The organism is Azospirillum sp. FG154 (assembly GCF_057809575.1).
The window spans coordinates 1-14,124 of sequence record NZ_JBMDKF010000009.1 but is presented as its reverse complement, the minus strand read 5'-3'; the positions used below and the strand labels follow the sequence as shown (position 1 = coordinate 14,124).

General features: G+C 66.0%; 13 protein-coding genes. 8 read left to right on the top strand and 5 right to left on the bottom strand.

What is annotated here, in order from left to right:
- Positions 1–8 precede the first annotated feature (8 nt).
- From ACODS4_RS12405 to dgcA, 4 genes are all read left to right on the top strand, one after another.
- On the top strand, positions 9–533 hold the full coding sequence (locus ACODS4_RS12405) for a PAS domain-containing protein (RefSeq protein ID WP_298364450.1): 525 nt from the start codon (positions 9–11) through the stop codon (positions 531–533).
- Entirely contained in the window at positions 508–1,818 is a 1,311-nt protein-coding gene (locus ACODS4_RS12400) for a methyl-accepting chemotaxis protein (protein WP_488864019.1), read from the top strand. The genes ACODS4_RS12405 and ACODS4_RS12400 overlap by 26 nt, the downstream gene beginning before the upstream one ends.
- 346 nt (positions 1,819–2,164) lie before the next feature.
- The gene (locus ACODS4_RS12395) at positions 2,165–3,208 is read left to right on the top strand and encodes a cache domain-containing protein (RefSeq protein WP_488864017.1); all 1,044 of its coding nucleotides are present in this window, start codon (positions 2,165–2,167) and stop codon (positions 3,206–3,208) included.
- A 91-nt stretch (positions 3,209–3,299) separates the two neighbouring features.
- The gene (gene dgcA / locus ACODS4_RS12390; RefSeq protein ID WP_488864015.1) at positions 3,300–4,307 is read left to right on the top strand and encodes an N-acetyl-D-Glu racemase DgcA; all 1,008 of its coding nucleotides are present in this window, start codon (positions 3,300–3,302) and stop codon (positions 4,305–4,307) included.
- A gap of 164 nt (positions 4,308–4,471) precedes the next feature.
- On the opposite strand, the gene ACODS4_RS12385 is transcribed toward dgcA, so the two are convergent.
- Entirely contained in the window at positions 4,472–4,834 is a 363-nt protein-coding gene (locus tag ACODS4_RS12385; RefSeq protein ID WP_488864013.1) for a 4a-hydroxytetrahydrobiopterin dehydratase, read from the bottom strand.
- Between the two features lie 126 nt (positions 4,835–4,960).
- Here ACODS4_RS12385 and ACODS4_RS12380 point away from each other — a divergent pair, with 126 nt between their 5' ends.
- Positions 4,961–5,590, top strand: a complete 630-nt coding sequence (locus ACODS4_RS12380; protein ID WP_488864011.1) for a uracil-DNA glycosylase — start codon at positions 4,961–4,963, stop codon at positions 5,588–5,590.
- Between the two features lie 617 nt (positions 5,591–6,207).
- Positions 6,208–8,250 carry a sulfatase-like hydrolase/transferase gene (locus tag ACODS4_RS12375; RefSeq protein WP_488864009.1) on the top strand — a complete coding sequence of 681 codons (2,043 nt, stop codon included), beginning with the start codon at positions 6,208–6,210 and terminating at the stop codon, positions 8,248–8,250.
- A 71-nt stretch (positions 8,251–8,321) separates the two neighbouring features.
- Here ACODS4_RS12375 and glyS read toward each other — a convergent pair whose 3' ends face one another.
- From glyS to ACODS4_RS12355, 4 genes are all read right to left on the bottom strand, one after another.
- Positions 8,322–10,409, bottom strand: a complete 2,088-nt coding sequence (gene glyS / locus ACODS4_RS12370; RefSeq protein WP_488864007.1) for a glycine--tRNA ligase subunit beta — start codon at positions 10,407–10,409, stop codon at positions 8,322–8,324.
- Positions 10,410–11,291 (bottom strand): glycine--tRNA ligase subunit alpha, encoded by an 882-nt coding sequence (locus tag ACODS4_RS12365; RefSeq protein ID WP_488864005.1) that lies wholly within the window; start codon positions 11,289–11,291, stop codon positions 10,410–10,412. It lies immediately after the preceding gene.
- Between the two features lie 98 nt (positions 11,292–11,389).
- On the bottom strand, positions 11,390–11,659 hold the full coding sequence (locus tag ACODS4_RS12360; RefSeq protein WP_488864003.1) for a hypothetical protein: 270 nt from the start codon (positions 11,657–11,659) through the stop codon (positions 11,390–11,392).
- A 115-nt stretch (positions 11,660–11,774) separates the two neighbouring features.
- A complete protein-coding gene (locus tag ACODS4_RS12355) occupies positions 11,775–12,218 on the bottom strand; it encodes a hypothetical protein (RefSeq protein ID WP_488864001.1) in 444 nt (147 codons plus the stop codon).
- Positions 12,219–12,521: 303 nt separating this feature from the next.
- Between ACODS4_RS12355 and ACODS4_RS12350 the strand changes: the two genes are divergently transcribed.
- Together ACODS4_RS12350 and ACODS4_RS12345 are read left to right on the top strand one after the other, a co-directional pair.
- Positions 12,522–13,076, top strand: a complete 555-nt coding sequence (locus ACODS4_RS12350; RefSeq protein ID WP_488863999.1) for a GNAT family N-acetyltransferase — start codon at positions 12,522–12,524, stop codon at positions 13,074–13,076.
- A gap of 666 nt (positions 13,077–13,742) precedes the next feature.
- The coding region (locus ACODS4_RS12345; RefSeq protein WP_488863997.1) for a hypothetical protein at positions 13,743–14,124 on the top strand (382 nt) is incomplete at its 3' end.

Sequence of the window (14,124 nt, the reverse complement as noted above, 5' to 3'; positions counted from 1 at the left end):
CAGGGACGATGGCACGACAGGATGTTCCCTTGACGGGGGTGGAGCGGTTTTTCGACGCCGATGAGGTCATCGTTTCCAAAACCGATTTGAAAGGGCGGATCACCTACGCCAACCGGGTGTTTCAGCGCGTCGCCGGGTACAACGAGGCGGAGTTGATGGGCGCGCCGCACTCCATCGTGCGCCACCCGGCCATGCCGCGCTGCGTGTTCAAGCTGTTGTGGGACACGCTGGAAGCCAAACAGGAAATCTTCGCCTACGTCGTCAACCGGGCGCGCAACGGCGATCATTACTGGGTGTTCGCCCATGTGACGCCCAGTTTCGACGCGGGCGGGCGGGTGATCGGCTACCACTCCTCCCGCCGGGTTCCGGAGCGTTCGGCGGTGGACAAGGTCGTGCCGCTGTACCGTACGCTGCTGGACATTGAAAACAGCCATGCCGACCGCAAACAGGGCATGGCGGCGGGCTTCGCCACGGTGGTCGGGTTGCTGACCGAGAAGGGGATCGGGTATGACGAATTCGTCTTCTCTCTTTAAGGCCGCCGTCTGCACCGCTCTGGCCGCCGCTTTCCTGGTTGTTCCGCTTCTGGCCGACGCCATCGGTTTTGGCGGCGGCGCGCTGCGCCTGGGCTTTGGCGTCGGCGCGCTGGCGGCGTTGGCCGGGGCCGGGCTGTTCCTGAACCGCAGCGGCGCGGCGGTGGCGCAGTTGGTCGAGGTCAACCGCGCGGTGTCGCGCGGCGATTTTGAGGCGCGCGTCATCGGCATCCGCGAAGGCGGCCCGCTGGGCGAGTTGATGCACGCCACCAACGACGCCATCGACCGCACCGACGCCTTCGTGCGCGAGGCGACGGCCTCGATGCATTATGTGTCGGAGCACAAGTATTTCCGTCGCATCGTCGAGCGCGGCATGCAGGGCGGTTTCCTGCACGCCAGCCGCACCATCAACGCGGCGACCGACAGCATCGCCAAAAAGGTGGCGGGCTTCGCCGGGGTCGCCAACCGCTTCGAGGGGCAGATCAAGCGCGTCTGCACCGAGGTGGCGGACACCGCCCACCAGTTGGAGCTGTCGGCGCGGACCATGGAGCAGGACGCCGATCAGGCCTGCGCCAAGGCCTCTTCGGTCGCGTCGTCAGCGGCGCAGACCGGCTCCAACGTCGGCAGCGTCGCGGCGGCGACGGAACAATTGTCGGCCTCCATCGGGGAAATCGCCCGGCAGGTCGAGGAGATCGCCAAGGTGGCGGAAGGCGCGGCGGAAGAGGCGGAGCGGTCCAACGCGTTGGTGGCGCAACTGTCCGGCGCCGCCCGCACGGTGGGGGAGGTCGTCACCCTCATCAACGACATCGCCAGCCAGACCAATTTGTTGGCGTTGAACGCGACCATCGAGGCCGCGCGCGCGGGCGACGCGGGCAAGGGCTTCGCCGTCGTGGCGAACGAGGTCAAGCGGCTGGCCGACCAGACGGCCAAGGCGACCGGCGACATCGCCAACCAGATCGCCGGGATTCAAAGCTCCACCGATCAGGCGGTCGGCTCCATCCTTGGCATTGGCCGCACCATTCACACGATCAACGGCATCGCGGGCGGCATCAGCGCCGGGATCGAGCAGCAGGGCGCGGCGGTCCATGAGATCGTCGCCAACATGGAGCAGGCGGCGGCGGGCACCCGCGCGGTGTCCGACGACATCCGCGACGTCACCGACGCGGCCAGCCGCACCAGCGGCGCGGCGCACGCGGTGTTCGCCGCGTCCGAACGGATGGCGGTCGAGGCCGATGGCCTGACCCGCGATGTTCAAACCTTCCTGGATGAGATGGGCCGCGCCGCCTGATTGGCGGCGTTTGCCCATGGATTGAGCATGCCCGTGTTGCGTGTCGGTGCGTTGCGATATGAAAGCAACGAATTGACGGGCGGCACGGGTTTTTTGTTTCGTGTCGATCCCAAAAACATGTTACATCGCCGCAACATACTGACCGTGTTCACAGGCTGTTGTCTTTTGTGATGCCGGAATGCCCGAAATCAGGGCAAGTCATCGCCGGAGAGAACCTTTGTGAACGAACGGCCCGAGACTGTGCGGAGGGGGCGACTCCGCAGGAAGGGCCGGATTCTGGGTCAGCGTGGCGGCGCCGTGACGCTTGGCACGGCTTTTGATTGGACAAGGAACGAACGAGACGGTCATGGCGGGGGACGAAAAAATGAGCATGGCGGGCACCGATTTGTTCGAGCTGTCGCGCGGCGTGCTGGATGTGGCGTCGAAGAAAGTGACGCTGATCGAGGACATCACCCGCCGCACCAAAATGCTGGCGATGAACGCGCTGATCGAGGCGGCGCGGGCGGGCGACGCCGGGCGCGGCTTCGCCGTGGTGGCGAACGAGGTTTCGGAGATCTCGACCCAGGTCAACAGCATCACCAAGGAATTGCGGTCGGAAATCGTCGCCCGCGTCGATCATCTGACCACCACCGGCAGCGCCATGGTGCAGGAGATGCACGGCAAGCGGCTGGCCGACCTGTCCTTGAACATGATCGAGATCATCGACCGCAATCTGTACGAACGCTCCTGCGACGTTCGTTGGTGGGCGACCGACAGCGCCGTGGTCGATTGCGCCGCCGACCCGACGGAGGACGCGCGCCGCCATGCCTCCCATCGGCTGGGTGTGATCCTGGAATCCTACACGGTGTATCTGGATCTGTGGATCGCCGACCGGAACGGCGAGGTCATCGCCAACGGCCGCCCCGACCGTTACCGGCAGGCGCGCGGCGCCAACGTCGCCAACGAGGCGTGGTTCCGCCAAGCGATGGCGACCAGCAACGGCGGGGAGTTCATCGTCGGCGACGTCGCCCGCAACGGCTCGCTGGACGACCGCGTCGTCGCCACCTACGCCACCGCCATCCGCCGCGACGGCGAGGCGAACGGCGAGGTTCTCGGCGTGCTCGGCATCTTCTTCGATTGGGAGCCGCAGGCCGCCGCCGTGGTCCAGGGCGTGCGGCTGGAGGAGCATGAGCGGGAACGCTCGCGCTGCCTGCTGCTCGACGCCCGCCATCGGGTGATCGCCTCCTCGGACGGGCGCGGCATCCTGACGGAAAGCCTGCCCCTGCGCCGGGGCGGCGGGGTGATGGGCCATTATGTGGATGGCGACCGGGTTCTTGGCTACGCCCTGACGCCGGGTTACGAGACCTACAAGGGCTTGGGTTGGTACGGGGTCATCGTTCAGGAGCGGTGACGCGCTTTCCGGCTCACGGATGGGTCGATCACCGACAGGGGCCGGGATACACTCCCGGCCCCTGTCGCGTTTTGGTCTGGAGCGTCGTCTCATGCCCACCCCTGTTCCCGCCCTGCGCCGTCTGACCGTCCGTTGCGAGCGCTTTCCGATTCGCGGCGCCTTTCGGATTTCACGCGGGGCCAAGACCGAGGCCGCCGTGGTGGTGGCCGAGGTGACGGACGGCCCCCATCGCGGCTGGGGCGAGTGCGTCCCCTACGCCCGCTACGGCGAGAGCGTCGAGGGGGTGATCGCGGCGCTGGAGGGGTTGGCCGGCGCCGTGGCCTCGGGGCTGGACCGCGCCGGGCTGGCCGCCGCCTTGCCGCCGGGGGCGGCGCGCAACGCGCTGGATTGCGCCCTGTGGGATTTGGAGGCCAAACAATCGGGCGCGCCGGTCTGGCGCGCGGCGGGGTTGGCCGCCGGGCCCGGCCCGCTGACCACCTGCTACACGCTGAGCGTCGATGAACCGGCGGCGATGGCGGCGGCGGCGCGCGAACGGGCGGCGCGCCATCCCCTGTTCAAAATGAAGCTGACCGGCGCGGGCGATCTGGAACGGGTGGCGGCGGTGCGGGCGGCGGCCCCGGCGGCGCGGCTGGTGGTGGACGCCAACGAAGGCTGGACGCTGGAGCAGCTCCACGCGTTCGGCCCGGCGCTGGCCGCGCTGGGGGTGGAGATGATCGAACAGCCGCTTCCCGCCGGGCAGGATGAGGCGTTGCGCGGCGCGCGCTGTCCGGTCCCGTTGGGCGCGGATGAATCCTGCCACGGCGTCGAGTCGCTGGAAGGGCTGCGCGGGCTGTATCAGGTGGTCAACATCAAGCTGGACAAGACCGGCGGGCTGACCGAGGCGCTGGCGATGCGCCGTGCGGCGGACGCGCTGGGCTTTGACGTGATGGTCGGCTGCATGGTCGCCACCTCGCTCGCCATGGCCCCGGCGATGCTGGTGGGGCAGGGCGCCCGCTACGTCGATCTCGACGGCCCGCTGCTGCTGGCCGAAGACCGGGCGCCGGGCCTAACCTACGACGGGGCGCGGGTTCAACCTCCGGCGCCGGAGTTGTGGGGGTAGGGAGACGCGTTGACGCGTCGGGGTTTTGCCCCCTCCCCATCCCTCCCCCGCTGCGCGGGAGAGGGAGCCGGACCTTTGTCAGCGTTCCTTTGCCAGCGTTCAGCGGCAGTCCCCTCTCCCGCGACAGCGGGGGAGGGTTAGGGAGGGGGCGACGCTCTTCCGCCTTATCCCTCTCCCGCCAGCGCGTTGACCTTCGCCGCCATGATGAAGTCGTTCTCGTGCAGGCCGTTGATCTTGTGCGTCCAAAAGGACACGCCGCAATAGCCCCAGCCGTAGCGGATGTCGGCGTGATGGCCCTCCGCCTCGCAGAGGTCGCCGACCTGGACGGCGAAGCTCTGCGCCTGGGCGAAGTCGGGGAAGCGGAACTCCCGTTCGACGCGGTTGGGGCCGTCCTTCAGGCTCCAGCCCGGCACGCGCGGCAACAGGGCTTCGGCTTCGGCGCGGTCCAGGGCCGGAACGCCGCCCCGGCAGGGTTCGCAGCGTTGGGCGGCCAAATCGGCGTTCGGGGGGGAGTCTTGCGTGGTCATGGGGAGCGCTCCTGTGGTGGCGGCTCGGGGCGGAGTGGGGTAGACAGACGGTCCTGAAGAGTGGGGACGCCGCGCCGCGTCGGCAAGCCCGCCCAATCCGTTCCGTACTTTCCCGCCGGACCACCGATGACCAACCCCGCTCTGCGCGACCTGCCGTTCGCCGATTACCAGTTTCCGACGCGACAGGGCGACGGCCCCCGCGTCGCCATCGTCGGCGAGGCCCCCGGCGCGGAAGAGGCGCGGCTGGGCATGCCCTTCGTCGGGCGCAGCGGGCGGATGTTGGACGAGGGGTTGGCGGCGGCTGGGATCGCGCGGGAGGAGTGCCTGGTCGCCAACGTCTTCCGTCGCCAGCCGCCCGGCAACAAGGTCGGCCATTTCTTCGCGTCGCGCGCCCGCGCCAAGCGGGAGGGGCGGGCGTTGGACGAGCGGTGGGGGGCGTTCGGAACCTCGGACCGGCTGCTGGCCGATTTTTCGGGCGAGATCGAGGCGTTGCGCGACGCGCTGGCCGCTTTCGCGCCACGGGTCGTCATCGCCGTCGGGCGCACGCCGACCTGGGCCTTGACCGGGCAAAACGGCATTCTCAGCCTGCGCGGAACGCCGCTGCCCTGCCGCCTTCTGGACGGCGTTCTCGATGGGGTGGAGGTGGTCCCGACCTTCCACCCCAGCTATCTGATGCGCGGCAACTGGCACGAGGTCCCGCTGTTCCACGATGATTTGCGGTTGGCGCGGTCGCGGGCGGGACAATCGTTTGAGTGAGTCATTGCGGACTTTGTAGAGAAACATTTCCCTTGGCCCCTGCGAACTCCGCATAGATTCCATCGCTCTCTGTCCAGGGGCGGCGCTGTTCGCCTCCGCGCGCCTCCGGGGCGGCGAAAAGCCCAGCGGGTCATGAGTGGCGAGAGCGATTGGTTTAAAAAGAAACAAAAAGCGAACATCAGCGGCTTCCATTGCCTGACAGCGCGGTCGCTTGCTCGCCATTCGCCGTCGGGGAGGTTGCCGCTCCGGTGTCCATGGCGCGGCGATTTCGACGACGGGAACCGCCATCCCGGACGCTGGGGAAGACTCTCCCAAGGATTTGGAAGCGGAGCGATAGGGGAAAAACAATTTCGGCGCTGAAACAGTGAGTTCAGGCGATCATAAAATTCTAAAAATCAAAATACATACATAGTAATGATATTTATTTTTGATGATTGATTGAGATTTAACGCCAATATCATTTGACATACTGAATATTATCAAATTACCTTTCAATGGAAATCAGAGAAAAACAGTCAAAATCCACCTTCTGCAACGGAAATTCATTCCTTTTCCGAAGGCCGATCACCCATTGACGTCGCTCTTCCCCGATATGGATCGCGAAGGATAATATTGTCATGTCTGAAAACACCAACCGACCGCAGCCCAACGGCGCGCAGCCCAACATTCTGCTGATCTCCGTCGATCAATACCGCTATCCGCGCTTTTCCTATGGTCCCAATGGCGGACTGGCGGAGCCGCTGAAGCGGATCCTGGGATTCCGGGGCGAGGCGGATGTGGGCGAGAATGAATACGCCCGCTTCTTTCCCGGCCTGACCCGGCTGCGCCGGAACGCGGTGGCGCTGCACAACCACACCATCGCGTCCAGCGCCTGCACCCCCAGCCGCGCGGTGATGTTCACCGGACAGTACGGCAACCGCACCGGCGTGACCCAGACCGACGGCATGTTCAAGGATGGGAACGCGGTCCAATTCCCATGGCTGGAGGCCGACGGCCATCCCACCCTGGGTCATTGGATGCAGGCCATCGGCTATTCATCCCATTATTTCGGCAAATGGCATGTCAGCAACCCGGCCGGCCATTCGCTGATCCGTTACGGCTTCTCCGATTGGGAGCTGTCCTATCCCGAACCCCATGGGGCGGCCATCAACAATCTGGGCATCTACCGCGACTCCGGTTTCGCCGACAACGCTTGCCTGTTCCTGCACCGCCGTGGTCTGGCGCTGCCCTACAATTACGGGGTTTCGGCGGACGAGGCGCGGCCCGGCCCCAACACCCCCGCGACCGACGCCGCCCAACGCCCGTGGTTCGCGGTGGTGTCCTTCACCAACCCCCACGACATCGCCACATACCCCACGGTGATTTCCCAGGCCCTGCCGCCGACCGACGGAAGCACGGCAAAGACCCAGCCGGTGTTCGGCCCGCTCGACGTGCCCCTCCAGGGGCAGTCGTCGCACCCGCCGACCGAGGGCACCATGGCGATGCCGCTCAACCCGCAGGGCTTCCCGCAGGATTGCGCTGGCCGGATTCCCACCTGGAACGAGGATCTGTCGACCAAGCCGTCCTGCCAGTTCGACGCCGCCTACAAGATCGGGCTGGCCCTGTCCGCCAAGGCGAGCCACGGCGCCGTCAGCGCCGCCGGGAACCTGGCCGGGTCCGCCGACTGGGAAGCCGCTGTGGCGTTGGCCCTGAAATTCACCATTCCGTTCCAGCTCTCCGAAGACCCGGAGGGGTACAGCGTCCAACTTCTTCAGTTCTATGCCTGGCTGCATTCCCAGGTCGATCCCCAGATCAACCGCGTGCTCCAGGCCCTGGAGGATTCCGGGCAGGCCGAGAACACCATCGTGCTCTTCGTGGCCGACCATGGCGAGCTGGGGGCGTCCCACAACATGATGCTGGAGAAGTGGCACGTCGCCTATGAGGAGGCCGTGCATGTGCCGATGGTGGTCCGATTCCCGGCCTCGATGGGCGGCGACGGGACCACGCTGCGCCATGTGGACGCCGTGACCAGCCACGCCGACCTGGTGCCCACCGTTCTGGGCCTGACCGGCGTCGGTCGGAAGGCCCTGGACAAGGCGGAGGCCGAACTGGCCAAGCGCCACACTATGGCGCCGTTGCCCGGCGTCGATCTGACCCCGGTGCTGAAGACCCCCGGCACGCCGGTGACGTACCCCAACGGTCAGCCGCGCGAAGGCGTGCTGTTCATGACCGACGACGAGGTGACGCAGCCGACCGACAACGGCCGGATCACCCAGCCCGACTATTATGGCGCGTATGAGGTGTATTGCCAGACCGTCGAGGCCGTCCGCACCGGCGCCTTCAACGTCAAGCCGGTGCCGGAATTGTCCTCCGGCCCGGTGCGCCAGCCCAACCACATCCGGTGCGTGCGCACCGAGAACGCCAAGCTGGCCCGCTATTTCGACCCGTCAAACCCGCTTCTGCTGGAATGGGAGATGTATGATCTGAACCGGGATCCGAACGAGGAAACCAACCTCGTGCAGGTGACGGGGCAGGCCCCGACGGCGCGGACCGACCCGGAGAATCTGCCCGACTGGTACGACGCGGCGGCGGTCCAGGCCGAAGCCGACCGTCTCGCCGCCCTGCTGGCGGATGTGGAGCGGCGGGCTGGGCTGGACGCGCAACCGTCCGTGTCGGCTTAAGAGTCTGACCGGAAGAAAGCGGCGTGATCGCGTCGACCTAGGGGTTGTCGCCCCTAGGTCGGTGCGGGACGTCAGCCTTCGATCTTCGAGAAATCGGCGACCGCGTTCAACGTCGCGCGGATTTGGGTCAGCAGGCGCAGGCGGTTGGCGCGCAAAGCCGAATCGTCGGCGTTGACCGTCACCTTGGTGAAGAAATCATCCACCGGGCCGCGCAGGTTGGCGAGCGCCGCCATGGCGCCGGTGAAATCCTCCGCCGCCAACAGCGGGGCGGCGGTCGCCGACGCGGCGTTCAGGGCGGCGAACAGCGCCTGTTCTTCGGCCAGATCAAGGCGGGCGGCCTCGACCGGCTGGTCGAACGACGCGCCGTCCTTCTTCTCTTCGATGCGGACGATGTTCGACGCGCGCTTGTAGGCGGCCAACAAATTCGCCCCGGCGTCGGAGCCGACGAAGGCCTGCAACGCCTTGACCCGCGCCAGCAGCCGGACCAGATCGTCGCCGCCGCCCAGAGCGAACACGGCGTCCACCAGATCATGCCGCACGCCCTGCTCGCGCAACACCACCTTCAGGCGGTCGGCGAAGAAGGCGATGAGGTCGCCGCTGACGCTGTCCGACGCGGCGAAACCGCCGACGGTGTAAGCGCCGTGCGCGGCGGTGAACACCGCCGACAGCGGCAACCGCAGCCCATTCTCCAGCACCAGCCGGATCACGCCCAACGCCGCCCGGCGCAGCGCGTAGGGGTCTTTCGATCCCGTCGGCTTTTCGTCGATGGCGAAGAAGCCGACCAGCGTGTCGATCTTGTCGGCCAGCGCCACGGCGACGGAGACGGGAGCGGTCGGGCAGGAATCCGACGGGCCGACCGGCTTGTAATGGGCGGCGATGGCGTCGGCCACCTCGGCGCTTTCGCCTTGGCCCAGCGCGTAATAGCGGCCCATGATTCCCTGAACCTCGGGGAATTCGCCGACGACTTCCGTCACCAGATCGGCCTTGCAGAGCAGGGCGGCGCGGCTGGCGGCGTCCACGTCGGCGCCGATGGCCCGCGCGATCTCGGCGGCCAGCAATTGGACGCGCGTGACCTTCTCGGCCACCGTGCCCAGCTTGGCGTGGAAGGTGATTTTTTCCAACGCCGGGACGCGGGCCTCCAGCTTGGTCTTGCGGTCCTGGTCCCAGAAGAATTTGGCGTCGGACAGGCGGGCGCGCAGCACCCGCTCGTTCCCGGCGACGACGGCCTTGCCGCCATCGACGGTTTCGGTGTTGGCGACGACGATGAAGCGCGGGGCCATCTTGCCCGCCGCATCCAGCGCCGCGAAGTATTTCTGGTGCGTCCGCATCGAGGTGATGAGCACCTCCGACGGCACGTCCATGAAGCTTTCGTCGATGGAGCCGATCAGCGCGACCGGCCATTCGACCAGCCCGGCGACCTCGTCCAACAGCGCCTCGTCCGGCGACAGGGTCAGCCCTTCGCGGGCGGCCAGCGCCTCGGCGTCGGCCTTGATCTTGGCCTTGCGGGCGTCGCGGTCCAACACGACCTTGGCGGCCAGCAGCTTCGCCTGATAATCGGCGAAATTCTCGACCGTGAAGGCGTCGGGGGCGAGGAAACGGTGGCCGCGCGTGCTGTTTCCGAAGACGACGCGCGGCTGCGCCCCGCCAATCTCGAAACCGCCGTCCAGGATTTTGCCGCCGAACAGGGCGATGATCGAATGCAGCGGGCGGACCCAGCGCACCGTGCCGGTGCCCCAGCGCATGGATTTCGGCCAGGGCAGGGCGGCCATCACGGTCGGGATGATTTCGGCCAACACCTCGGCGGTGGCGCGACCGGCCTTTTCGGTGACGGCGAAATAGAACACGCCCTTGCCGGTGTCGCGCTGCTCGCACTGGTCGAGGCTGGTCAACCCGGCGGATTTCAGGAAGCCGACGACCGCCTGTTCGGGCGAACCGACGCGCGGCCCCTTCTTTTCCTCGCGCACGTCGGCGGTGCGCTCGGGCAGGCCATCGACCACCAGCGCCAGACGGCGCGGGGTGGAATGGGCGGCGGCGGCGGTGAAGCTCAGGCCGTTGGCGGTCAGCGCGTCGATGACGAGGCGCTTCAGATCGTCGGCGGCCCGCGCCTGCATGCGGGCGGGGATTTCTTCGGAGAAGAATTCGAGCAGAAATTCGGTCATTTACTTGGCCCCCGTCCAGACTTCGCAGCAGGCCTTGGCCAGCGTGCGGACGCGGCCGATGTAGGCGGCGCGCTCCACCACGCTGATGACGCCGCGCGCGTCCAGCAGGTTGAACAGATGGGACGCCTTGATGCATTGGTCATAGGCGGGCAGGGCCAGATTCTGGCCGACCAGCGCCTGACACTCGGCCTCGGCGTCCTTGAAATGCTGGAGCAGCATGTCGGTGTTGGCGTGCTCGAAATTGTGCTTCGAGTATTCGATTTCGGCGCGCTTGAAGACGTCGCCGTATTTCACGCCCTGGCCGTTGAAATCCAGGTCATAGACGTTTTCCACGCCCTGGACATACATGGCCAGACGCTCCAGCCCATAGGTCAGCTCGACCGCGACGGGGTCGCATTCGATGCCGCCGACCTGCTGGAAATAGGTGTATTGCGTGACCTCCATCCCGTCGCACCAGACTTCCCAGCCCAGGCCCCAGGCGCCGAGCGTCGGGCTTTCCCAGTCATCCTCGACGAAACGGATGTCGTGCAGCGACGGGTTGATGCCGATGGCGCGCAGGCTGTCCAGATACAGCGCCTGCGGGTCGGCGGGCGACGGCTTCATAATCACCTGATACTGGTAATAATGCTGAAGCCGGTTGGGATTCTCGCCATAGCGGCCATCCTTGGGCCGACGCGACGGCTGGACATAGGCCGCCTTCCACGGATCGGGGCCGAGCGCGCGCAGCGTCGTCGCCGGGTGGAAGGTGCCGGCCCCCACCTCCATGTCGTAGGGCTGGAGGATGACGCAGCCCCGCTCCGACCAGAACTGGTGAAGCGTGAGGATCAGAGCCTGAAACGACAGGCCGCGACTGTCGGCGGAAGTCCCGCTCTGGGAGGCCATGGACGGTCCACAAAAAAAAGGGTTGAAAGCGCCGCAAGATAGGCGGGCGCGACGGGGGAATCAAGCCGGACCCGAATCCGCAGGACGCGGCGCGGCGGTCAACGACCGTAGGGGCAGGCGGATCGTCCGCAGGACACGGCGGAGCGCGGGGCGACGTAAGCGCCGCATTCCGGGCATTTTTCCATATCCTCCGCGTCGGTCGGGCTGGCGGCGCGAGGGGCGAAGGGGGCGCCGGTCGGGGCGCCGCCGGTGCGGCGCGCCTGCGTGCGGGCGCGGCCAATGGTCTGGACGCGGGCGACCCAGCGCCAGCCGAACCAGACCAGCGCGACGACGATCACGAGAAGAAGAAGTTTGGGCAAGGACAGCATCGCGGGAACCGCCGGTGTGGGCCGACGCCGCCCGTTGAAACGGGAGATCCCGGAACGGCGCGGCGTCGGTGTTCTGGCATTCAGCCCGGCGGACGGGCGAAGTCAAGCGCCATGGTCACTTCGAGGCGACGGCGGGCCGCCATGTGAAGGTCGGGGTCACGCCGTAGGTCTTGGTCGGGTCGGCCTGCCGCAGCGTGCGGACCAGCATTTCCGCGCCCGAGGCGACGGGAAGATCCTGACCGATCAAACCGCAATCGGTGGCGACGATGTTCACGCACTCCATCGCGTCCACCCGCGTCAGCACGATGGCGAAGGGGTAGCCGTTGCGGACATAGACGCTGACGGTGCCCGGCATGGTGGTCGCCGTGCGGATGGACAGCGTGCCCGCCGTCAAAGCCTCGTCCCCCGGCTTGGTCGGGCGCTGGTTGGCCTGTTCGGTCCATTCCGGTTGTGCCGCCGCCGCCATGGTCTGCGCGAAAGCCGGGGCGCCCCCGCTCAGCGCCAGCGCCGCGCCGCCAATGGCGGCCAGGGTCAGAGCGGACGTGCAAAGACGGATCATCGTGGTTTCTCCATGTTGAGGGCGTCGGTGCGCCATCGTTCCTCCACTGTAAAGGGGGCAGTGGGGGTTTTGTTCCCATATTATCGAGGGAATGTGGCTGGGTTAAGGCTGCCGCGCGGTGTGGAGGGTTGCGATTTTTGCGGATTCTTCGCTCTGGACGGGCATCGGCTGCTTGTGGAAAGTGGTGAGGGCCAAGCGGTTGCGCCGTTTTCGGGCTGCGCGCCGGGTTGGTGGACCGCGTGTCGCGGTTTTGGCCGCCGGTCGCGGTTTTGGAATGTCGGCCATGATGCGCCGGAAGGGTGGATGGTGAAGGCTTTGCGCGACGTGGTGCTGAAAACGTCCCGATTGATTCTGCGCCCGACGGCGGCGGCGGATTTCGAGGGGTGGGCCGCGATGATGGCTGACGATAAAAACACGGAATTCATTGGCGGTTTGCAAGAGCGCCCGGTGGCGTGGCGCGGCTTTCTCACCATGGCGGGGGCCTGGACCATTCAGGGTTTCGGCATGTTTTCGGTGATCGAGAAGGAGACCGGCGACTGGATTGGGCGCGTTGGTCCCTGGATGCCCGAGGGGTGGCCCGGCAGCGAGGTTGGATGGGCCATCCGGCGCGACCGATGGGGGCGTGGTTACGCCGTCGAAGCCGCGACCGCCGCCATTGATTGGGTGTTCGACGTGTTGGGATGGGATGAGGTCATCCATTCCATCGCTCCCAACAACACCGCCTCGCAAGCCGTCGCCACCCGGTTGGGTTCCCGTTTGCGGGGAGTTGGGCAACTGCCGGCTCCGATGGAGATGATTGAAATCGACATCTGGTCGCAGACCCGTGAGCAGTGGCGCGCGCGCCGAGGGGCGGGATAGTCCCATCGGCATGGTGGGGCGGCGGCGGCGCCGGAGGCTGCCGCGTCTGGGGCGATCTCGCCTGGTCAACCTGCGTTTGACGCAAACAGTCATGTGGCGCCGCCGCCGCCGATTCGGTTGTTTTGGTTGCGGCGGGTTCTCGCAAGGTGGTTTCGCGTCGGCGCGTTGCTTTGGCTCTTCCCTTGGGCGGCGAACAGGGTGAGCGTTTCTGGGGGCGGTCAAGCAGCATGAACTCGCCAGCTTTAAATTAAAAATTTGTCGAGCAAGGTCAGGTTTGGTTGTGGTGGTCGCGATGAGGTCGCGCGCGGCTCCAGTTTTTGCAATCAATTGAGGGATTCCTGTTTTTTTCTGGCGTGTTTGTGTTGCAAAGAGATCAAATTTGCCTTCTGGTTCGCCATTAATTTCCTCATGGACGGGATGAAGATGCTTTCAATATTAAATTAACCATATCGAATTTGACCAGTCCTTCCTGTGGTGTTTTGTAATAATGCTGCAACAGCGATGGGGCGGAGCAAGTTGCGGCGACGATTCTAGATTATCGCCATGGATATTGGGCGGCGAATATACGCGTTAGAGATGAAAATTTTCTAGGATGGGTTGCTTTTAATTTATATAGTGTCGCTGATTGCCGCTATCCCACCGGCAAAGCAAAATAAGAGGGCAGGAATGGCGAACGAACGGGCACTCGATCTTATCAAGCGACTCGCGACCGACAGCGATTTTCGTGATCGGTTGAACGCTCAGGACGCCAATGGCAAGCGTGCGCTGCTTGAGCAGAGCGGCTTTGAGGGGGTCGGGGCGGAGGATGTGCGCTCGGCGGCGGCTGACGCGTTCCGCAGCCTGACGGATGGAAGCGGTGGGGTTGACGTCGGCGTCGCGGCGGAATCGATCGCCACGGCGGCTTCGATTGCGGCAGGCCAGATCGCAGGCGGCACGATTGCGGCGGGTCAGATCGCTGGCGGTACGATTGCGGCAGGCCAGATCGCAGGCGGCACGATTGCGGCAGGCCAGATCGCAGGCGGCACGATTGCGGCAGGCCAGATCGCAG